General features: G+C 59.1%; 20 protein-coding genes. 7 read left to right on the top strand and 13 right to left on the bottom strand.

Going from position 1 to position 19,414, the window contains the following annotated elements:
* Nucleotides 1–4: 4 nt before the first annotated feature.
* A complete protein-coding gene (locus tag IPK32_07680) occupies nucleotides 5–1,276 on the top strand; it encodes an ATP-binding protein (GenBank protein MBK8091851.1) in 1,272 nt (423 codons plus the stop codon).
* Between the two features lie 5 nt (nucleotides 1,277–1,281).
* On the opposite strand, the gene IPK32_07675 is transcribed toward IPK32_07680, so the two are convergent.
* Complete coding sequence (locus tag IPK32_07675; GenBank protein MBK8091850.1) at nucleotides 1,282–1,899, bottom strand: L,D-transpeptidase; 618 nt, start codon at nucleotides 1,897–1,899, stop codon at nucleotides 1,282–1,284.
* 318 nt (nucleotides 1,900–2,217) lie between these two features.
* Here IPK32_07675 and IPK32_07670 point away from each other — a divergent pair, with 318 nt between their 5' ends.
* The gene (locus tag IPK32_07670; protein ID MBK8091849.1) at nucleotides 2,218–2,622 is read left to right on the top strand and encodes a hypothetical protein; all 405 of its coding nucleotides are present in this window, start codon (nucleotides 2,218–2,220) and stop codon (nucleotides 2,620–2,622) included.
* A gap of 7 nt (nucleotides 2,623–2,629) precedes the next feature.
* On the opposite strand, the gene IPK32_07665 is transcribed toward IPK32_07670, so the two are convergent.
* Complete coding sequence (locus IPK32_07665) at nucleotides 2,630–3,766, bottom strand: alpha/beta fold hydrolase (protein ID MBK8091848.1); 1,137 nt, start codon at nucleotides 3,764–3,766, stop codon at nucleotides 2,630–2,632.
* Nucleotides 3,767–4,146: 380 nt separating this feature from the next.
* On the opposite strand from IPK32_07665, the gene IPK32_07660 reads away from it, so the two are divergent.
* From IPK32_07660 to IPK32_07650, 3 genes are all read left to right on the top strand, one after another.
* The gene (locus tag IPK32_07660; protein MBK8091847.1) at nucleotides 4,147–4,995 is read left to right on the top strand and encodes an MYG1 family protein; all 849 of its coding nucleotides are present in this window, start codon (nucleotides 4,147–4,149) and stop codon (nucleotides 4,993–4,995) included.
* A gap of 163 nt (nucleotides 4,996–5,158) precedes the next feature.
* The gene (locus IPK32_07655) at nucleotides 5,159–5,428 is read left to right on the top strand and encodes a hypothetical protein (protein MBK8091846.1); all 270 of its coding nucleotides are present in this window, start codon (nucleotides 5,159–5,161) and stop codon (nucleotides 5,426–5,428) included.
* Nucleotides 5,425–5,853, top strand: coding sequence for a VapC toxin family PIN domain ribonuclease (locus tag IPK32_07650; GenBank protein ID MBK8091845.1), 429 nt, complete (start codon nucleotides 5,425–5,427; stop codon nucleotides 5,851–5,853). The genes IPK32_07655 and IPK32_07650 overlap by 4 nt, the downstream gene beginning before the upstream one ends.
* Nucleotides 5,854–6,099: 246 nt before the next feature.
* Here the strand turns inward: IPK32_07650 and IPK32_07645 are convergent, their stop codons facing one another.
* Nucleotides 6,100–7,239, bottom strand: a complete 1,140-nt coding sequence (locus IPK32_07645; GenBank protein ID MBK8091844.1) for a RelA/SpoT domain-containing protein — start codon at nucleotides 7,237–7,239, stop codon at nucleotides 6,100–6,102.
* A gap of 219 nt (nucleotides 7,240–7,458) precedes the next feature.
* Here IPK32_07645 and IPK32_07640 point away from each other — a divergent pair, with 219 nt between their 5' ends.
* Entirely contained in the window at nucleotides 7,459–7,962 is a 504-nt protein-coding gene (locus IPK32_07640) for a hypothetical protein (protein ID MBK8091843.1), read from the top strand.
* 171 nt (nucleotides 7,963–8,133) lie between these two features.
* Here IPK32_07640 and IPK32_07635 read toward each other — a convergent pair whose 3' ends face one another.
* The 4 genes from IPK32_07635 to IPK32_07620 form a co-directional block, all read right to left on the bottom strand.
* A complete protein-coding gene (locus IPK32_07635) occupies nucleotides 8,134–8,520 on the bottom strand; it encodes a hypothetical protein (protein ID MBK8091842.1) in 387 nt (128 codons plus the stop codon).
* Nucleotides 8,487–10,526: a phosphoribosylformylglycinamidine synthase subunit PurL gene (locus IPK32_07630; GenBank protein MBK8091841.1), complete on the bottom strand. Its 2,040-nt coding sequence runs from the start codon at nucleotides 10,524–10,526 to the stop codon at nucleotides 8,487–8,489. Before IPK32_07630 ends, IPK32_07635 begins: the two co-directional genes overlap by 34 nt.
* Before the next feature lie 160 nt (nucleotides 10,527–10,686).
* Complete coding sequence (locus IPK32_07625; GenBank protein MBK8091840.1) at nucleotides 10,687–11,094, bottom strand: hypothetical protein; 408 nt, start codon at nucleotides 11,092–11,094, stop codon at nucleotides 10,687–10,689.
* A 29-nt stretch (nucleotides 11,095–11,123) separates the two neighbouring features.
* Nucleotides 11,124–11,603 (bottom strand): DUF2752 domain-containing protein, encoded by a 480-nt coding sequence (locus tag IPK32_07620; protein MBK8091839.1) that lies wholly within the window; start codon nucleotides 11,601–11,603, stop codon nucleotides 11,124–11,126.
* A 42-nt stretch (nucleotides 11,604–11,645) separates the two neighbouring features.
* Between IPK32_07620 and IPK32_07615 the strand changes: the two genes are divergently transcribed.
* The gene (locus IPK32_07615) at nucleotides 11,646–11,957 is read left to right on the top strand and encodes a hypothetical protein (protein MBK8091838.1); all 312 of its coding nucleotides are present in this window, start codon (nucleotides 11,646–11,648) and stop codon (nucleotides 11,955–11,957) included.
* A gap of 114 nt (nucleotides 11,958–12,071) precedes the next feature.
* On the opposite strand, the gene IPK32_07610 is transcribed toward IPK32_07615, so the two are convergent.
* From IPK32_07610 to IPK32_07585, 6 genes are all read right to left on the bottom strand, one after another.
* Nucleotides 12,072–12,401 carry a hypothetical protein gene (locus IPK32_07610; protein ID MBK8091837.1) on the bottom strand — a complete coding sequence of 110 codons (330 nt, stop codon included), beginning with the start codon at nucleotides 12,399–12,401 and terminating at the stop codon, nucleotides 12,072–12,074.
* 141 nt (nucleotides 12,402–12,542) lie between these two features.
* A complete protein-coding gene (locus tag IPK32_07605) occupies nucleotides 12,543–13,298 on the bottom strand; it encodes a hypothetical protein (protein MBK8091836.1) in 756 nt (251 codons plus the stop codon).
* Nucleotides 13,264–15,414, bottom strand: a complete 2,151-nt coding sequence (locus tag IPK32_07600) for a polyribonucleotide nucleotidyltransferase (GenBank protein MBK8091835.1) — start codon at nucleotides 15,412–15,414, stop codon at nucleotides 13,264–13,266. Before IPK32_07600 ends, IPK32_07605 begins: the two co-directional genes overlap by 35 nt.
* A 239-nt stretch (nucleotides 15,415–15,653) precedes the next feature.
* Nucleotides 15,654–15,914: a 30S ribosomal protein S15 gene (gene rpsO / locus IPK32_07595; GenBank protein ID MBK8091834.1), complete on the bottom strand. Its 261-nt coding sequence runs from the start codon at nucleotides 15,912–15,914 to the stop codon at nucleotides 15,654–15,656.
* Between the two features lie 162 nt (nucleotides 15,915–16,076).
* Complete coding sequence (gene ribD, locus IPK32_07590) at nucleotides 16,077–17,078, bottom strand: bifunctional diaminohydroxyphosphoribosylaminopyrimidine deaminase/5-amino-6-(5-phosphoribosylamino)uracil reductase RibD (protein ID MBK8091833.1); 1,002 nt, start codon at nucleotides 17,076–17,078, stop codon at nucleotides 16,077–16,079.
* Nucleotides 17,079–17,232: 154 nt separating this feature from the next.
* Nucleotides 17,233–19,404, bottom strand: coding sequence for a DEAD/DEAH box helicase (locus tag IPK32_07585; GenBank protein MBK8091832.1), 2,172 nt, complete (start codon nucleotides 19,402–19,404; stop codon nucleotides 17,233–17,235).
* Nucleotides 19,405–19,414 lie beyond the last annotated feature (10 nt).

Here is a 19,414-nt window from a genome sequence, read left to right as displayed (position 1 = left end):
CGCCATGCATCTCGACTTCGTCAATCGCGTCAAAGAACAGGCCGAACTAGCCGCCGCAGCCCGCAAAGGTGGGCTGCTCGTCGTCTTTGGGCGTCGGCGTGTGGGCAAGAGCCGACTGCTGCGCCACTGGCTCGCTGAAAACGGCGGGCTCTACAGCCAAGCCATCGAGGGACCGCTAGATATGCAGTTGCGCCAAGTTTTTGAAGACATCAAAGGCCGGCTCGACACCCAACTCGTGCCAAAAAGCTGGCTGGAGCTGCTCGAAATCCTGCGCCTGCAAAAGAAGCCTTGGCGGCTCTGTCTGGATGAGTTCCCCTACCTCACCGCCGTCGATCCCTCACTGCCCAGCGTGCTCCAGCGCTGGATCGATCAGTCCATCCCCAAAGGCTGCCTGCTCATTCTCGCCGGATCGAGCACACGGATGATGAACGACCTCTTTTTAAACCGCTCCGCTCCGCTCTATGGTCGTGCCCACAAGCTCCTGCATGTGCGGCCCATGGATTATGCCGCGTTTTGCCAGGCCTGCTCGCTCAGGCCCGCAGATAGCGGCTCCTTTGAAAAATACGCACTCGTCGGCGGCATCCCGAAGTACTGGGAATTCGTCGAAAAAGGCGCGGACGCCATCGCTTTGGCCGAGGCGCTGTACTTCGACTTCGCTCCCTACATGGAGCAGGAGCCGCAGCGCATCCTGCGTGATGAAGGCGTGATCGGAGCCAATGCCGTTTCGGTCTTGGAAGCCGTCGGACGCGGCGCAGAGCGGCCCTCTGAGATCGCCACCCGGCTCGGCACCGCACAGACGAATCTCTCCCGCCTGCTCCAGCAGCTCCTCGATGCCTCTGTGCTCGACCGCGAGCTGCCGTATGGCGAAAGCGTGCGCACCACCAAAAAAATCCTCTACCGCATCGCAGATCCGACCATGCGCTTTTGGTTCCGCGTCTATTCACCGCACCAGAGCCGCTGGAGCAGCTACGCAGCCGATCAAAAGCAAAAACTCATCCACGATCACGCCTCCACCGTCTTTGAAGATGCCTGCCGCGCCCGTTTTCCTGGCTCAGGCCGCTATTGGGAAAAAGACATCGAGCTCGACCTCGTCGCGCCCGATCCCGAAGACGCCAAAGGCCTCCTCGTTGCAGAAGTGAAATGGCGCAAACTCACCGCCGCCGAGCGTCGCCACATTCTCAGCCAGCTCCAAGAAAAATGGTCCCGCACCACCCTCAGCCAAAAGCACCCCAAGGTTCGCTTCGTGGTCTTCGACGCCAGCGAACTGCGGGCTTAGTCGCCTCACGGTAGCACTTCAGCAGGCAGCTCCAGCAGCGACGGAGCCTCATGCTCGCCATCATGCACATGCACTGGGGTGCCGATGCGGCTCTTCTCATAAAACAGCCGCTGCCCATCCTCTGGGCAGCGAATGCAGCCGTGGCTCGTCGGTTTCCCACGCTCAAAACCGCCCACATGCATCCCTACACCATCCGCCGTGAGCCGCATCCACCACGGCATCGCGATCCCTAGATACTCGGTGCCCTCTGGTCGAGGCCCCACATGCTCCCACGTCCGCGCCACCACCACCTCCTGCGTGCCTTTCTTCACATACTGACCGTAAAGATTGGATCGCTTCAGCGGCAGCTTCTCCGTCACTCGAAACCGCCCCATCGGCGTCCGGTGCCCCTCCACCCCAGGTGACACATCCATCTCTGCCAAAACCGTGCCATCCTCCGCCAACAACTGAGCCGTGCTCGTCGCCAGCGACACATCCACCCGCACAGGCCCCTGACATGTCTCCAGCTCTGGCGCAGCCTTCCACCGTGGCAAAAGCGGCTGCGGAGCCACCGGTGGAGGTGGCGTCTGGCATGCCGTCAAAGTGATGGCAGAGAGAATCAGTAAAAAGCAGCGGATCATCATGTGCCATCGTATTGAACTGCCCGTGCCCACCGTCAAAGGAATGAGCGTAAGACACGACAAATGCCCCAAAGCCCGCGTGCTAGCGCCTGCCCATCAAAGAGAATGTGCGGTAAGGCTGCAACAACACACATAACTATAAGCCTGGTTTATAGTTTGTGTCATTCTTTGCCGATTTGAACCGTAGCACGGTGGATCTTTGGGCATTCGAGCATGGTTACTTATTGAAGGTGCGGAAGGTCGAGTGCAGGATAGCATTTGCAGCTCGGAAGCCGACAAAATCCGCCTCACGGCATGGCTCGTCGTCACGTTACCTTTTACATGAATCGCCGCATCTTTGTTTTGATCCTTCTATCGCTGCTCTCCAGGGCTTTCGCCGACGGGGGAGCTGCGTCTTACTACGAGCCTGCGCAGTTTTTCCGCACCCAGATCCAGCCCATCTTTGAACGCCGCTGCTATGAGTGCCACTCCCACCAGCACGAGATCGAAGGTGAGCTGGCCCTCGACTCCAAGCGCGGCTGGGAAACTGGCGGCGAAAGCGGCCCTGCCGTGAAGCCCGGCGACCTCAAGAACAGCCCTCTGATTCAGGCCATCCGCCACCTCGACTCCGATAGCGCCATGCCGCCCAAGAAAAAGCTCCCGCCCATCGAGATCGCTCTGCTCGAAACCTGGGTTCTCCTAGGAGCCCCCGATCCGCGTGGCGGGCCACCAGCGGCCAAGCCATGAAGCAGCTTCACCGCTTCATCCACCGCTGAATTTCATCGAAAATCTCATTCTGGCGGCGGAAGAAGAGAAAGTGGTCCTGACCGTCAAAAGCACGTTTTGTGACCTGCATTCCGCCTTTTTCGAGCTTCACGGCGTAGTCATCTACATAGCTCCACGGCACGCGCACGTCGTTTCGTCCGGAAAGGATGAGCGCGGGGCGATTTGCCAGGCGTTTTGCCAATAAGGCCGGTTGGATCTGAGCGTGCAAAACAGCGCTGAGGAGGATGATCGAGGCGAATCGCGGCCCGCGGGCGGATTCGGCGAGGCAGACGCCTTTTCCGCCATTCGAGAGGCCCATGAGATGGATACTCGCGGGATCGATGGCCGCGTGTTTGTCTGCATCTCGTATGGCGGCGGTGATCGCCTCATACGCCCCGCGCTTTTCCCAGTTCCCGAGGCCAAAGGTGGGCGCGATGACGGTGCTGCCGGTTTGATCAGCCACTTTGGACAGGAGCCAGATGTAGGCTTTGAAGTTCCCGCCGCTACCATGCAGAAAGACAAGCGCTGGCGCGGGCTTGGCGCGGTCGAGTTGAGGCGGGATGTAGTGAAAATAGTGCCCGTGACGAAACTCAGAGAAGGTCACCTCGTCATAAATCGCGCCCAAGGCCGAGCCGCAGGCCGAAAACTCCGCATCTCGCTCCATCTCAGAGTAGATCGCGTCGGTCATCGTCGCGAGTTCCAGCTTCTGCTCCCGCGTAAAGAACCCATCGAATTTCATCGCTGCCGCGTAGCCCAAATGAATCTGGTCGATCTCTGGCAACACGTTGGCGAAGCCGAATCGCAAATAATGCCACCCGCCATCCGCGTAGCGCGAATGCATACGTGCAGTTTCCGGCGTGTGACCATCCGGTGCCTGCATCACCAAACCCGCACCCATCACTAAACCGAGCCCTAGCAGCCCTTTTCCGAGCCAGACCTGCCTCGTGGAGCATCGCTCATCCCCAATGCACCAAAGCAGCGGCCCGCAGCCGATCATCCCCACCGCCAAACCCAGCGCCACCCCAATCCATGTGATCAAGCAAAACCCCAAAACAAACGCCACAGGCAAGCAAACCAGCGCCAGCAGCAGCACGGCAGCTTTCAACAAGGCGAGAGGGGAGGTCATGGCGGGTGCTTCGAAATAAGCGGGTGGGACGAAGTTCCATTTTATTGCCTCAAATCCACCAGGAAGTCGATGGGACGACTGACTCTGAACATAGCTCGTCTTTGAAAACCCACCGGCTGCGATCCGGCGAAGCAAAGTGGCCATCTCGCTCCGCGAGATGAGCGGGACGCTTGGCATACCCTGCTGGCGCGTCATCGGTATCTCTGGATGGTTTTTAAAACACGGCCGAAGCAGATAGGCTGATCGAAAGCAAGCCAATCATCCTCGGCTTGGAGCGGCTCGTGAGGGATGCGCAACGCTCTCTGCGGCATAAATGAGGATGACGTGAGGAGCCGTTCAGGTTAGGACCACGGGCTCTCTCTTCGCCCTTCTTTTCCTCCATGCTTTCTCTCATCCTCACACATCCCGGCGGCGCTCATAAAGACGAACTGCTCGCCTGCGCCCTGCTGGTGGCGGTGCATCGCGTGCCGATTGTTCGCCGGGAGCCGACGCCGGAAGATCTTGCTGATTCCACCATCGCCGTGGTCGATGTGGGCGGCGAGCATGCGCCGGAGAGGCATAACTTTGACCATCATCAGTTCCCCGCCGACCATCCGCCCGTGTGTTCACTGAGCCTCGTGCTGCAGCACCTCGGCGTGTATGATGACGCACGCGAGTTCTGCGACTGGCTGGAGCCGGCCGAGTGGTTCGACACTCGCGGGCCGAATGTGACCGCGAAATGGCTGGGCGTGGATCGAGGCACGATGAACAAACTCAACTCACCCATCGACGTGACCGTCCTGCGCCGCTTCGCCAAAGCGAGGCGGCTGGAGCCCGGTGAGCCGCTGTGGGAAGTCCTCAGCTACATCGGCCAGGACCTGCTGGACTACCTGCGGGAACTGCGCAGCCGCCTCGACTTCATCGCACAGAACGCGGTGATCTGGAACGTGGGCGACCATGAGGTGCTCTTCCTTCCGCGCACCGATCCCGTGCCGGATGATCCCTCCGCCAGCATCGGGCGCTATCTCGAAAGCATCGGCAAAGGCAGCACCGTGGCCGCGCTGATCTACCCCGACCGCCGTGGCAGCGGCTACGGCCTCTCCCGCCACAACGACGACCCACGCTACGACTTCACCCGCATCGAAAAGGAGCCCGATGTCCACTTCGCCCATGCCCGTGGCTTTGTGGCGAAAACCTCGGCATCGGAGCTCGCCCGAGTGAAGGAACTCCTGGCCTTAGCAAAGGTATAGCCCACCACCTCGATCAAGCCAGCCTCCCCTCTTGAAGGACGGGAGATTCGCATCGCAAGACCTTGCGATGAGGGCGCATCTTTCATCGCCATACCCCGGAGCCAGTGCAACGGACAACTTTGAGGGTGCAAAGCTAGCACTGGTTGAGTATGATGTACCCGTCATGAGTGCCCTTGCCCTCGAAATCGATCAAACTCTGCAGCAACTCGACGCGGCGACAGCTTCCCGCCTCGAGCGCCTCGTGCGCGACGCACTGGCATTGGTTAAAGTTCGGCCAGTTTCAAGAGATGCCTCGATTTCGTTTCCGCTCGTGACGGATGCACTTCCCATCTCGGGGGATGAAGTGAATGGATTCCGAGTGATTCCTGCGGAAGGACGTGTCGTCACTTCAGAAATGGTGCAGCACATGATGGAGGAGTCTGAGGCGGCATGATCGCGCTGCTGGATGCGAATATGCTCATCGCGCTTTTCGACGCGGCGCATGTCGATCATCAAAAAGCGCATGCCTGGCTCTCCGCCCATCGCAGTCAGGGCTGGGCCACCTGCCCGCTCACGGAGAATGCCTGCATCCGCATCATGTCGCAGCCCTCTTATCCGGGAAAGCTGACGGTCCAGGACATTGCCGGGCGTCTGTATCGCGCCACGCATGCCTCGGATCATCATTTCTGGCCGGATGACATCCGCCTTAGCGATGCCGCCAAATTCAATCACAGCCTGATGCCGAATCCGAGACATCTGACGGACAACTACTTGCTCGCACTGGCTGTCCACCATGCGGGCTGCCTGGTCACGCTTGATGCAGGAATCCGAATTCAGGCCGTTCAGGGTGCCACGCCCCAGCATCTGGTCGTTCTTTGAGTGACGAACCTCACCGTGAAGTCCAGCCGCGCGGAAGGACTCTGCGTGGGGAGGACGAGACGGTGGGATGCCGTCCGAAGCGAGCCAGCCGTCGAGAGGAAAGGGAGAAGCCACGGCCTCGGCGGTCTTCCTGGCTCTGGAGGTGCCAGAGAATCAGCCACAGCATCGGGGAGGGCTAGCTGTCGATTTGTTACAACTGACATCATTTCCCGGCTCAATTGCTTCAAACCGACTTTGCATCGCACTCTAAACCCACATGCGCTTAATCGTGCGCCAGAGTCTATTTGGCTCGATCTGCCGGTAAGCGGCATTGCTGGCTCGTAGAAGCGTTAGAAAACGCGAGGAGTCACCAAAATAGTTGGGATATGCCTCTTTGATTCCACCGACCGCTTCCGCAGCCAATAACACAACTGCTTGTTGACCGTCTGAAGCCGCCATTTTCTCATAGTCAAGGTAGTTGGACACTGCCAAGTCGAATTCGCTTTTCGCAAAGTTTAGCAACGATAGAGCCTTGTTCTTCACATGAATACTTAGAAGCACATAACCGTCGTGTGGCTTCATTGTTAAGTGCTCGTCGGTGACTTTTAATGTCGATGCAAAGACCTCGAGATTCTCAATAACTTTGAGTTTCGATGACAGCGCATACGCACGCTCAGCAGACTGCACAAAGTGGATTTTCTCAGGACCAAAGAGCTTGCCAACTATGGAATCAACCAAATGTCGCATGTCTTTTGGCTTCGTCAGGTTTAGCCCCTCAATCAGGCTAAACATTACCGAGAGACTCCGAAAGAACTCCTTCCATTCCTCCTTGCCTCGATTCGACTTGATTGCTTGACCGGTAAAGAGATCCACGATCTCGACTCCAGTAGCCCAAGCATGTTGAATTTCGGTGCGCAGTTGAATCTCAATCGACCTCCTGTTCTCAGTTTTGTCTGAGAAGTCCCCGATCAGATGGATTCCTCGGTAGCCATCTGGTTTGGGTTCTTCAATGTAGTCCTTAACGCGCACAGTCTTTCGACGCTTAAACTCTCGAAGAAGCTTGAGCAGCTTTTTATGTGTCGGAAGAATGGCACGACACCCTCCGATGTCTTGCATGTTTCGCAGTTTCATGCCGTCGAAACGCTGTAGTTTTGAGATTATCGACGGAGCGCGTTTCAGTCGTTTTGCCAAGACGACTTTGACCCTGATCTTTTCTGCACATGCTCCGAGCAATGCATAAGCCTCCTCCAAAGGTTTTTCATGCATCGCTCTCCAGTATGATAGGGCGGCCATAGATTGTTCGAACTTTTGTGGCTCTCGCTCCAAAAGTTTCGAGTCGAGCAATGCTTCACCTGCTCGATTTATGGCTTTGCCTGTAAACTGGGTTGATTTGGCCTCGTTTGTCATTCGGTCTAGCTGTATTGATGCCAAAGCCTTGAGGGCATGCGAGACCTATTCAACGCGTTTTGCCAGTTGGCACCTCGACGGGAAAAGCCGAGCGAGGCAGTTTGGAATCGACAGTCATCTGCCGCGTTCAGTCATTGGATGCGCCTCATGGAGCTTAAAAGGCTTGCTTTGCGACGACGACTTCATTATTGCTTAGAATAAATGTCTAATTTGTAAAACATGCCATTCAAACTCTCTGCTTTCTGCTTAGTGTTGCTCATCAGTCCGTTGGTTGCCAGAGCGGATCATGTGATGCTCTTGGATGGCGTAATCGTGCAACGCGATACAATTGAAGCCCACATGAGTTCCGACGAAGGCAAGCTGACGATACAGCTTTGGTGGGGGACAAAAATAGCCACACAGACGGTTATCATCCGTTATCGAGAGAAAGCTGAAGAAGAGTCTGCAAAAAAAGGTTTTGGCGCTTTGCTCAAGGCGCTTCGTAATAGCGAGATCGTCATTTTTGATCACCGACAGTTATCAAATGAGATTGGTTTAACTTGGGATGGCATGAAAACCCCATCAGATCCCAGTGATCCAATTATCAAAATCACACCTTCGCCCGTCGTCACTCCGGTTAAGAAGGTGGTGAAGGTGATGGAGACGACGAATACCGCTCAGCCTAAGCTTGAGGACTTTGGCCTGACTGAGAAAAACGGCCGGATCGAATCACAGACAAAATAGGCTGTCCATAATTGAAGGGGTGCGGACAAGACTGGCCACATCACGGCTACTTCCGTGAAGTAATGTTGCGGACGTGACGATCATTTGCCGCAAGGGGCGCGGCAGTATCGAGGACGATTCTGTGCTCCACGCTATAGGCCCGTTGCTCCATGCTTTCGAAGCGGAGAAGAATCAATAATACTTCACCAGCCCATCCTTCCACAGCGGCTTGAGCTGATCGATGGGGGAATCGATCAAGGTGGTGCCGTTGTGGGAGATGTAGAGATACGGGTCACGCGTGGCTTCGCCGATGATGACGAGGCCGGCTTTTTCGGCGGCGGCGACGTGTTCGGGGGCGATCTCGATGAGGAGGCGGCCGGGCGTTTCACTGAAGAGGAGTTCGGCGGTGGTGAGGCCGCTACCAGTGACAGGCATCTTGTCGGTGGCGATGCGGAGGCCAGCTTTGCCGCTGAAGGCCATTTCCGCGAGGGCGACGGCGAGACCACCTTCACCGATGTCGTGAGCGCTGAGGATGGCGCCTTGCTTCACGAGGTCGAAGTAGCGGCGGTAGGCGGCCATGCTTTCGGCTTCGTCGAAGGACGGGCCGGCGTCGAGGCCGATGCCGCGGGTGTATTTGGCGACGATGCTGCCGCGCAGACCGGCGCTGGCTTTGCCCAAGACGGCGATCTTGCTGCCGACGCGGCGCAGGGAGGCTCCGACGACGTGGCTGGCGTCCTCGACGATGCCGAAGCCGCTGAGCAGGAGCGTGACGGGGATGGAGACGGGGCCTTCGTCGGTGACGAAGTAGTTGTAGAAGCTGTCCTTGCCGCTGACGAAGGGGGCCCCATACGCGATGGCGCTCTTGGCCATGCCCTTGGTGCATTCGACGAGGGCCTCCGGTTCTCGCGCTCGTTGTCGGGATTGCCCATGCAGAAGTTGTCGAGGATGGCGATGCGGTCGGGATTCGAGCCCATGGCGACGAGCTGGCGCACGCACTCATCGACGACGGCGCGGCCCATGAGATGCGGGTCGGTCTTGCCCCATTCCGGCAACAAGGCGCAGGCGAGCGAGACAAGTTGATTGCTGCCATCGACGCGGATGACGCTGCCATCCTGCGGGCAATCGCCCGCCGCACCGGCGAGCGGCTTGAGGACGGTGTTGCCCTGCACTTCGTGGTCGTATTCGCGGATGATCGGCTCGCGGGAGACGATGGAGAAATCGGACAGCAAGGTCTTGAGCGTGGCGGTCCAGGATTCCGGACGCACGGGCACGGCAGGCTGCACATCGGCTGGCGTGCGCCATTTGGCCCGCATCTCGCGGCGCGGGGCCTCGTGCAGCGCGGTGACGTGCAAGTCGCAGACGGTGGTGCCGTGGTGCATGACCTTGAGCCGCTGCGAGCCATCGGCTTTCGCGAGCACGAAGATCTCGGTCTGATAAATGTCGGCAAGCTTTTGCAGCTCGGGCAGATCCTTCTCGTCGATGGCGATGACCATGCGCTCCTGGGATTCGCTGATGAAGACCTGCCAGCTTTCGAGATCGGGCGCTTTCAGCGGCGCATTCTCCAGCCAGACCTCGCCGCCGGTATCGCGCAGCATTTCGCCTGCGGCGGAGCTGAAACCGCCCGCGCCGCAATCGGTCACGAACTGGATGAGGCCCTTCTCACGAGCGGCGAGCACCCAATCGGCGACTTTTTTCTCCTCGATGGGATTGCCGATCTGCACGGCGGTCTGGTCTTCCTCATGCGAGTCGGTGGTGAGCTCGGCGGAGGAGAAGGTGGCGCCTTTGAGGCCGTCTTTGCCGGTGCGACCGCCTGCAGCGATGAGCAAATGACCGGGCTTTACTTCCTTGGCGATGTCCTTGATCGGGATGATGCCGGCGGTGCCGCAGAACACGAGCGGGTTGTAGATGAAGGTGTCGTCGAACTGGATCGCGCCATTGACGGTGGGGATGCCCATGCGATTGCCGTAGTCGCGCACGCCGCGCACCACGCCACGCATGACGCCGAGCGGATGGATGACGTCCTTGGCCTTGATCTGATCCTGCTCGATGTCGGGCGGGCCAAAGCAGAACACATCGAGCGAGGCGACCGGCTTAGCACCCTTGCCCGCGCCGAGGATGTCGCGGATGACACCACCGAGGCCGGTATTCGCACCCGCGTAGGGTTCGATGGCGCTGGGGTGGTTGTGCGTCTCCACCTTGAGGCAGACGGCCTTGTCGTCATCGAGCTTCACAAAGCCCGCGTTGTCCTCGAAGGCGCTGAGCACGAAGTCGGGCTTCGTTTTGCAAATCTCCTCCGTCACATTGCGGATGTAGGTCTTGAAGAGCCCGTCCACGACCTCCTGCTGGCCATTGAGCGTGTGATAAATTTTCGCACCAAAGATGCGGTGCTTGCAGTGCTCGCTCCAGGTCTGCGCGATGACTTCCATCTCCACATCCGTCGGCTCACGGCCTTCATCTTGATAAATCTTCTGCACCGCGAGCATGTCCGCCTTGGAAAGCGAGAGCTTCATGCGCTTCGAGAGATCGAGAAGCTGGTCAGCGGTGAGATCGCGGAGGGGGATGGAGCGGAAAACGGCTTTGGACATGGGTGGGAGCCGTCTGGATTGGCGAGGAATCGGCGGGGTTCAAGACGAACGCCGTTTTTCGAGGTTTTACGGCTGACGGGGGGACTCCAGAAAAAAGCGCCACCGCCTGGAGACAGGCGGTGGCGCTGGTGAGGTGAGAGAATCGGAGGTGCCCGGGGGGTTATTGATTCGGGACTGCTGGAGCGGGTGCAGGAGCCGGGGCGGGCGCTGGAGCAGGAGCAGCGGACTGTTCAGCGGCTTTTTGGGCTTCCTGGATGGCTTGTTGGAAGGCGGGATTGGAGGCCATATCTGCGGCCATTTTACCCTGAATGCCGATGCCGATGAGGATGCAGATCGTCCAGATGATCATGATGTTCTTGAGGCCAAGTGCACCGCTTTTCATCCAGCCCCAGATGAACGCGACGAGACCGCAGGTGATGATGCCGAGGATACCCCAGAGGGCTCCGCCGTGCTTGAAGGACTGGATGAGCACCATGATCCAGCAGATCAGGGAGCCGAGACCGGCGAGGAGGGCGAGCCCCATCACGATGGGTGAAGGAGCGGCGGATTGGAGAGCAACGGGGTCCATAGGAGTGGTTGGTGGGATGATGTTGAGTGTTATAAACCGGCTCCCTCCATAGTCCTTTTCCAGGGCAGGATAGGCTCCGGCATGGGTGGGTAATACCAAAGTCCGAGCAGCCGTAGCAAGCCAAAACATGTAAACAGCAGGAAAATGATCGCCACCAGCCCGGTGCGCCGCTCGATCTTCTCCACTCGATCTGCGAGCGCTACTGCGCCACGAGCTGGTAATGCTGCTCCTAACGTGACGAGCCCCCCCATGAGCACCGCGAAGGGCGCAAAGGGATGCAGGCGGAGCATTTCATGCAAATGACCACGCATGAGGGCAGTGAGCGAGCGTGTCAGCCCGCAGCCTGGGCATGGTAGGTCCAAAAAACGTGCCACAGGGCACGGCCAGAGTCCCCACCCGAGTGTGAAGGCGATGAACACGAGCAGCACCACCCCAAGAAGCACACGGCAAACCCAGCGCTGCCGCAAAAGTGGCGCAAGCCAGGGCTGGAATAAAAAATTACGCTGCATGTGAGCGCTGCTGTACTCCCGCGTGCGGCTCCGTCATGCAAAATGGTGGGTTTTCGTGCTCAACCGGGCGGTGGAGATGCGGATCTCGTCGATCATACTATTCTTGTGACAGAAGCAGTACTAAATGTCTATGCGGTGCTGTTGAGCTTGGAAAGCGAGCGGGAGGAGATTTTGCTCATGAGGAATGATCATCCAGTCGCCAGATTGGTTCCTGAGCCTGAATCCATGGATACCATCGGCGTGTTCGGTGACTTGCATGGAACGCTGGATGATGAAACGGCTAGCAAGATGCTTCGCGGTATCGAAATCGGCCGGAGCAGCGGGAACATGAAGCAAGTGAATAAGGTGACGTGAGGTTCAAAAGTGCCATTTTAGGAGTGGTTTTTCATTTCGACATTTTTTCATTCAATAGCCACACTAGCGGTCACAGACCACAGCAATGCTGCTGGGTAATCCTTAGCCGGTTAATCAACCAAAGTTCGAAGATGTCTGGGAGCACTCAGCTTGCCGGCGAAGAAAATAATGAGCACAATCCTCCGACACCTCATCCTTCCGATTATTTGCATGCTTGCTGGTTTGGCTGGGTGTGTTTGGCTTGCAAGGCATTACCCCGGCACCTTTTGGAGTGTCGTAGTTGTCCTTGTCATGCTTGTACTGATCAACGGATTGCGGCTCAGCGTCAGAGATCGTTGCCGTGGATGGCGAGTCGGCCACCAAGGTCGAGACCGCCTCTATTACGACGAACTCCACGATGGCAGGTGGCTTCGCATCGACATCGACGGAGAAATGGAACTTCATCGCCATGTTGTTTACCTGCGGTCTCTGCAAATTCCCAAATGGGCCACAGACCGACGTGAAGAAATCATTTCAAGGCTGAAGAGCGCATTCCCCGTAACCTCGTATGAATTTTCTGAGTAACTTGGGACGGCTTGGCTATCCCTACTTTTCTCGATCATTCGGATCAAAGCCAAGGATGGTCTTCGCATCGTGATCAGGCAACTTGATCTGATCGATGGAAAACGTGTCCTTCAAGTAAACTGCTAGTCTCTCGCTATGGCCCTCATTCATTAGGACTTTTGAGCCTTGTGGAGTCATGATTCGTATCACCAATACCTCGACATCCCACCCCGAAGGCAGTTTGCGCTCGCGCATCAGTTTGGCGGCCTCTTCAGCACCGATTCGGGAAATGATTTCACTAGGTGTGTCCATTTTCTCGACCTCATCTGCGGCGATCAGCACAGTTTCCAACAGCAGCTTGAGCGTTTCCGGCGTTAGTGGCTGATCGGTTGTCTTTTGGTCGCGGCTAATGCGAAAAACCGGCGCACGATCATTTTCACGTTTGAGGGAGATGGTGGTGGCGTGAATCTCACCGTAGTCGGTCACGAGTGCTTGGCTGATGTGAAGTTCAATCCATGCGCTCTCCAATGCTGCCTTCACATCCTGGGTAAAGTTTCCCTTCGCTTGATGGCTTTGCCCCTCCATTCGAAGAGCTATGCCGCAGAGCAGCAAAATGAATAGAGGTGCGGATCGGCAGCTTTCCATGATTTGATTGTATCCGACAAGCGGAAGTGTTGGAACAAAAAAGAGGCCGCTCGGTGGAGCGGCCTCTTGGTGAGTTTGGGTGCTATGAAAGGCCAGTTGCGCAGCAACTGGGCTACTTTTAGCCGACGTCAGCAGCAGGGGCGGCTTCGCCACCAGCGGCGGCGGCGTCTTTTTCCTTCATGGCGGCTTTGCGGCTCATTTTGATGCGGCCTTTGTCGTCGATGCCGATGCACTTGGCGGTGACGATGTCGCCGGTCTTGACGACGTCTTCGGTCTTGTTGACGCGGAAGTCGGCGAGCTCGCTGATGTGGATGAGGCCGTCTTTTTTGCCACCGAGGTTCATGAAGGCACCGAAGTTCGTGGTGCTGACGACGCGGCCCGTGTAGAGCTTGCCGACTTCGATCTCCTGGGAGGTGCCGCTGATCATTTCGATCGCACGCTCGATGCCTTCTTTGCGGTTGGCATAGACGTACACGGTGCCGTCGTCTTCGATGCTGATTTCAGCGCCGGACTCGGCCTGGATGGCTTTGATGTTTTTGCCGCCAGGGCCGATGAGCTCACCGATCTTGTCAGGGTTGATCTTGATGATCTCGATGCGTGGGGCGTAGGGGCTGAGGGGCTTCACTTCGGCGATGGCCTGGGCCATGGCGGCGAGCACCTGGGTGCGGCCTTCCTTGGCTTTGACGATGGCTTCTTCGAGGATGCGCAGAGGGATGCCAGGGAGCTTGAGGTCGAGCTGGTAGCCGGTGACGCCTTCGGTGGTGCCACAGAGTTTGAAGTCCATGTCGCCGAAGTGGTCTTCGCTGCCGATGATGTCGAGCATCGTCAAGTAGCGCTTCATGTTGTCGCCTTCGAATTCGGTCACAAGACCGACGCTGATGCCGCCGACGGGGCGCTTGATGGGCACACCAGCGTCGAGGAGGGCCATGACGCCGGAGCAAACGGAGGCCATGGAGGTGGAGCCGTTGGATTCCATGACTTCGCTGCTGACGCGGATGGCGTAGGGGAAGACTTCCTTGGCTGGGATGACAGGCTCGATGGAGCGCTCTGCGAGGGCTCCGTGGCCGATTTCACGACGGTTCTGACCACCGAAGCGGCCAGTCTCACCGACGGAGAACGGAGGGAAGTTGTAGTGCAGGATGAAGCGCTTCGAGTCTGGGCCACCGGCGTAGGTGTCCATTTCCTGGGCTTCGTCGGCTGGGGCGAGCGTGGCGATGGAGAGGGCCATCGTCTCACCACGGGTGAAGCTGGCGGAGCCGTGGGTGCGGGGAAGCACGGAGGCCTCACCAGAGAGCTGGCGGAGCTGGTCGATGCCACGGCCGTCGCAGCGGCTCTGCTTGTCGAGGATGGAGATGCGGAAGGCTTTCTTCTGGAGGTAGTCAAAGGCCTGGCTGATCTCGAAGCCGGTGGCTTCAGGGAACTTGGCTTTGATGGCCTGCTCGACTTCGTCTTTCAATGCGCCGACGGCTTTGCCACGGGCAACTTTGGAGGGGGTGTAGAGTGCGCCTTCGATGCGATCACCAGCGACGGCGTAGGCGATTTCGAGGAGCTCATCTTTGACGAGCATGAGGGGGACTTCACGCTTGGTTTTGCCAGCGAGCTTGGTGAGCTCTTCCTGGGCGGCGACGATCTTGGTGACTTCGGCTTGAGCGAAGTGGAGAGCTTTGACGAATTCAGCCTCGGGCAGCTCATTGGCGGCACCTTCGATCATGATGACGTCGGTCTTGTTGCCGACGTACACGAGGTCGAGGTCGCTATCGAGACGCTGGGCCTGGGTAGGATTGATGACGAATTCACCGTTGAGGCGGCCGATGCGCACGGCACCGACGGGGCCTGCGAAGGGAATGTCGGAGACGCAGAGGGCGGCGGAGGCACCGTTCATGGCGCAGATGTCCGGGTCGTTCTCGCCATCGGCACTGAGGAGGATGGCGACGACCTGAGTGTCGTAGTAGTAGCCTTTCGGGAAGAGCGGGCGCAGTGGGCGGTCCGTCATGCGGCAGGTGAGGATTTCCTTTTCCGTGGGGCGGCCTTCGCGCTTGAAGTAACCACCGGGGAAGCGGCCTGCGGCGGAGGCTTTTTCCTTGTACTCGACGGAGAGGGGGAAGAAGTCCTGGCCGTCTTTCACTTTCGTGGCGGAGACGGCGGTGACGAGGACGATGGTGTCACCGAGACGCACGGTGACGGCGCCGTCGGCGAGTTTGGCGAATTTGCCGGTTTCGATTTGGAGTGAGCCAGCACCGAGCTGGATGTTTTGTGTGTGGATAGCCATGGTGGCAGTGTGTTTCGTTGGTTTATGTGTTTAGGGGAAAGGGGTAGCCGCAGAGAGCTAAGGGCGTAGGGCAGAGAGACAGGCTCCGGTATGCGGGTGCGCTGAGGGTATAAGGCTGCGCCAAAAACGGGGACGATCATGCGTCCCTAAGATGGCTCTATGCTCTTCGCCCTTTGCTTGACGCGGCTTAAAACACGAAGGGCGATGCACTTGGCATCACCCTTCGAGAAATTTGGCGGTTAGCGGCGCAGGCCGAGGCTCTTGATGGCTGCCTGATAGCGCTCCGTAGCGGTGGCTTTCAGGTAGTCGAGCAGCTTGCGGCGGCGGGCGACCATTTGCAGGAGGCCGCGGCGGGTGGAGTGATCTTTAGAATGCACGCTGAGGTGCTGCGTGAGTTCATTGATCCGCTTCGTCAGGAGGGCGACCTGCACGTCGGCACTGCCGGTGTCCTTGGCGTGAAGTTTGAAGTTGGCGGAATCGATGGTGATGGCTTCGCTCATTTTTGTAGTGGGGGGAGTTGCGGGCTACTTGCCTGCGGAGTGTGATTTTGTGGGTTGGAGGGCGGCGATTTTGGCACCGAAGGATGCTTTGGCAAGTGGAAGTTTCCCATGTGCCACCTGCGTTTCGCCACCTGCCCGGCCTGTGACCAGTGGGGAGAGGGGTCATTGTTTCACAAAGCCGCTGACGAGGACATTGTCGCCGATGGGGAGGACTTTGGCGTCGATGAGCTCGACGGAGGCGGGGAATGCAGGGCCGGCGAGGGCGGGGCGGCCGCCGCCACAGAGCAGTGGGGCGATGTACCAGTGGGCTTCATCGACGAGCCGCTCACGGAAGGCATGGCCGAGGATGATGCCGCCGCCTTCGATGAGGACGGTGACGACGCCGCGCTCGCTGAGCTGCTTGAGCACATCCCGGAGCTCGATGCCTTGCATGATGAGGGTGCGGTCTTTGTGCTCATCGGTGAGGAGGTGGCAATCTGCGGGAATGTCGCCACTGCGGCTGAGGATGACACGCCAGGGCTGCTCTTTGCCAGAGGCGGCACAGCCGTCGCGGAGGGTGAGGCGGGGATTGTCCTTCCGCACGGTCTCTGCTCCGACGATGATGGCATCTGCTCGCATGCGTAAGCGGCGGCCGTGGATGCGGGCGGAGTTGCTGGTGAGCCACTGGCTCTCTCCGGGAGGGCGAGTGAGGCGTCCATCGAGGCTCTGGCCTGCTTTGGCGATGACGTAAGGCAGACCGGTGGTGATCCATTTGGTGAAGGGGCGAATGAGGGCCTCACATTCCTCTACGAGCACGCCATGCCTCTCGCTGATGCCTGCGAGGAGCAAAATCTGCCGCGCCATGCCGTGGTGGGCGGGATTGGGGTCACTGGCACCATAGACGACGCGTTTGATGCCTGCGGCTTTGATGGCCTCGGTGCAGGGCGGGGTGCGTCCGTGGGTGCAGCAGGGCTCGAGGGTGATGTAAATGGTGGCTCCAGGGAGGAGCTTGGGGGCGTTTTTTTGTGCGTCGCGGATGGCCTCGACTTCTGCGTGTGGTGCACCGGCTTTGGTATGCCAGCCGCGGCCGATGACGCGGTCTTGGGCGATGATCACGGCCCCGACGGGCGGATTCGGGCTAGTGAGGCCGACGCCGCGCTTCGCCTCATCGAGTGCGAGGCGCATCCCATGGGCATCGGGGTCGTTTCTGTCGGTAGCAGCCATTTTGGCGGCCAGAGTAGGCTCAAGCGCCAACTTTGGGCAAGTAGTCGATTGTCAAAATGTCACAAGGACTGGAGCTGGGAGTGAGATTCCGGTGTGAACGCGAGTTCACACGGCATCACCACTTCTTCTTGAAGCCGCCGCCACCTCCGCCGAAGCCGCCTTTTTTAAAGCCACCTCCGCCGAAGCCGCCGCCGCCTCCTCCGCCACCGAAGCCGCCTTTTTTAAAGCCGCCACCGCCGAAGCCGCCACCACCACCACCGCCGCCGTAACCGGGGCCAGGGCCTTCGCCGTCACCCATGGCCGGGCCGCGTGGTTTGAAGCCACCTTGCTTGAAGCCGCCGCCGAAGCCGCCTTTTTTAAAGCCACCTCCGCCAAAGCCGCCACCGCCACCGAAGCCGCCTTTTTTGAAGCCGCCGCCGCCAAAGCCACCACCACCGCCGAAGCGCTTCGGACGGATGCCACCCGTGTCATCTGGGCGATCTGCGTAGTCCATGCGGACCTCACGGCCACGCACCACGGGGGCTTGCTGGCGGATGTTTTCGAGTACGGCTTCGACGCTCTCCTCTGGCACTTCCACGAAGCTGCATTTCTCCAGCACGTCGATGGTGCCTACGCTGCCGGGCTTCAGGTCCTGCACGGTGCTGTAAAGCATGCCTGCGATGTCTGCGGGGCGTGCGCCATCCATGCCGCCGACATTGACGAACATGCGGACCATGCCGGAGCGTGGGCCTTTTTGGGCGAAGCTGGTCTGGCGCTTCGGTAGAGAGGGCTCATCGTCGTCAAAATCAGATGCGGGGGCCGGGGCGGGTGCACGCGGAGCGGCGGCGGGCTTCTCAGACTGGTCTGAGGTGTCCGTTTCCTGGCCTGCGGCATCGGCCGGAGCTACCTCAGAGGCGGCGCTGCCTTCCACCGCCATGGGGCGCGGCTTAAAGGCCTGCTGCGGAGCGGGGTTTTTGCGTGCGGTGCGGTCTTCGACGATCTGCTCGCCTTCGCGGACGCTTTCTTTGATCCAGAGGTCCATGAGGGCACTGGCGATCTCCGTGGCGGTGAAGCCGGCATCGAGCAGGCGCTGGATGCTGTGCTCGTGCTTGGTGTAGGTGCCTGCTTCGAGGGCTGCTTTGAGCTTCTCGTAGGTCTGGTCCATGCGGGTGGCCTCGATCTCTTCCTGGGAGGGAACTTTGGCGCGGGTGATGCGGGCGTTGATGAAACGCTGGATGCGCTGGATGAGGAAGATTTCACGCCCAGCGACGAGGCTGATGGCGGTGCCGCTTTTGCCTGCACGACCGGTGCGGCCGATGCGGTGGACGTAGTCTTCGCAGTCGTAGGGGAGCTCAAAATTGACGATCAGGTCGATGTCGTTCACGTCGAGGCCACGGGCGGCGACGTCGGTGGCGACGAGGATTTCGACGTTGCCACTGCGGAAGTTCCGCATGACGCGTTCGCGCATGATTTGGTTCAGGTCGCCGTGCAGGCGGTCTGCGGCGTAACCACGGCCGACGAGGGCGTCCACGACGTCATCGACGGCTTTTTTCGTGTTCGCGAAGACGATCGTCAGACGCGGGGTGTCGATATCGAGCACGCGGCAGAGCACTTCCGTCTTCGAGCGGCCATGCACCTCGTAGTAGCGCTGCTCGATAGTGGGCACGGTCATCGCTTTTTGCTCGATGGTGATCGTCGCAGCATTGCGTGTGTAGTTTTCCACCAGACGGCGGATGCGTGGCTCAAAGGTGGCGCTGAAGAAAATCGTCTGCCTGTCCTCTGGCACGGCCTGCATGATGGCCTCGATGGCATCTGCGAAGCCCATATCGAGCATTTCATCTGCCTCATCAAAGACGAGCATCTTCAGCGCATCGAGCGTGAGCGTGCCGCGCTCCATGAAGTCCAGGATACGCCCTGGGGTGCCGACCACGATCTGCGCACCACCCTGGAGGGCACGGATCTGTCTGTCATACGATGCGCCGCCATAGACCGGCGTGGCGCGGACGCCTTCTTTATGCACGGCGAGCTTATGAATCTCCGCACAGACCTGCATGGCCAGCTCACGTGTGGGGCAGAGGATCAGCGCCTGCACGCGGCGCAGAGCACCATCGACACGCTCCACTGCGGGGATGCCAAAGGCCATCGTTTTGCCTGATCCGGTGTGGCTCTGGCCCACGACATCACGCCCGGCGAGAGCCACGGGTATGGCCTGGGCCTGGATGGGGGAGGGCTGCTCGAATCCGAGTTCTTTGACGGCCTCAAGCATCTGCGGGGAGATGCCCAGTTCGGGGAAGGTGTGTTTGTCCATGCTTGCGGTT

The sequence above is a fragment of the Verrucomicrobiaceae bacterium genome (assembly GCA_016713035.1).
Lineage (GTDB): Bacteria > Verrucomicrobiota > Verrucomicrobiia > Verrucomicrobiales > Verrucomicrobiaceae > Prosthecobacter.
This window is presented reverse-complemented; position numbering and strand designations above follow the sequence as displayed.

What these genes read in the sequence shown, in the direction of transcription:
- IPK32_07680 (MBK8091851.1), top strand. Translation starts at nt 5, where the DNA reads ATGCATCTCGACTTCGTCAATCGCGTCAAAGAACAGGCCGAACTAGCC.
- IPK32_07675 (MBK8091850.1), bottom strand. Translation starts at nt 1,899, where the DNA reads ATGATGATCCGCTGCTTTTTACTGATTCTCTCTGCCATCACTTTGACG.
- IPK32_07670 (MBK8091849.1), top strand. Translation starts at nt 2,218, where the DNA reads ATGAATCGCCGCATCTTTGTTTTGATCCTTCTATCGCTGCTCTCCAGG.
- IPK32_07665 (MBK8091848.1), bottom strand. Translation starts at nt 3,766, where the DNA reads ATGACCTCCCCTCTCGCCTTGTTGAAAGCTGCCGTGCTGCTGCTGGCG.
- IPK32_07660 (MBK8091847.1), top strand. Translation starts at nt 4,147, where the DNA reads ATGCTTTCTCTCATCCTCACACATCCCGGCGGCGCTCATAAAGACGAA.
- IPK32_07655 (MBK8091846.1), top strand. Translation starts at nt 5,159, where the DNA reads ATGAGTGCCCTTGCCCTCGAAATCGATCAAACTCTGCAGCAACTCGAC.
- IPK32_07650 (MBK8091845.1), top strand. Translation starts at nt 5,425, where the DNA reads ATGATCGCGCTGCTGGATGCGAATATGCTCATCGCGCTTTTCGACGCG.
- IPK32_07645 (MBK8091844.1), bottom strand. Translation starts at nt 7,239, where the DNA reads ATGACAAACGAGGCCAAATCAACCCAGTTTACAGGCAAAGCCATAAAT.
- IPK32_07640 (MBK8091843.1), top strand. Translation starts at nt 7,459, where the DNA reads ATGCCATTCAAACTCTCTGCTTTCTGCTTAGTGTTGCTCATCAGTCCG.
- IPK32_07635 (MBK8091842.1), bottom strand. Translation starts at nt 8,520, where the DNA reads ATGGCCGCCTACCGCCGCTACTTCGACCTCGTGAAGCAAGGCGCCATC.
- IPK32_07630 (MBK8091841.1), bottom strand. Translation starts at nt 10,526, where the DNA reads ATGTCCAAAGCCGTTTTCCGCTCCATCCCCCTCCGCGATCTCACCGCT.
- IPK32_07625 (MBK8091840.1), bottom strand. Translation starts at nt 11,094, where the DNA reads ATGGACCCCGTTGCTCTCCAATCCGCCGCTCCTTCACCCATCGTGATG.
- IPK32_07620 (MBK8091839.1), bottom strand. Translation starts at nt 11,603, where the DNA reads ATGCAGCGTAATTTTTTATTCCAGCCCTGGCTTGCGCCACTTTTGCGG.
- IPK32_07615 (MBK8091838.1), top strand. Translation starts at nt 11,646, where the DNA reads ATGGTGGGTTTTCGTGCTCAACCGGGCGGTGGAGATGCGGATCTCGTC.
- IPK32_07610 (MBK8091837.1), bottom strand. Translation starts at nt 12,401, where the DNA reads ATGAAGTTCCATTTCTCCGTCGATGTCGATGCGAAGCCACCTGCCATC.
- IPK32_07600 (MBK8091835.1), bottom strand. Translation starts at nt 15,414, where the DNA reads ATGGCTATCCACACACAAAACATCCAGCTCGGTGCTGGCTCACTCCAA.
- rpsO (MBK8091834.1), bottom strand. Translation starts at nt 15,914, where the DNA reads ATGAGCGAAGCCATCACCATCGATTCCGCCAACTTCAAACTTCACGCC.
- ribD (MBK8091833.1), bottom strand. Translation starts at nt 17,078, where the DNA reads ATGCGCCTCGCACTCGATGAGGCGAAGCGCGGCGTCGGCCTCACTAGC.
- IPK32_07585 (MBK8091832.1), bottom strand. Translation starts at nt 19,404, where the DNA reads ATGGACAAACACACCTTCCCCGAACTGGGCATCTCCCCGCAGATGCTT.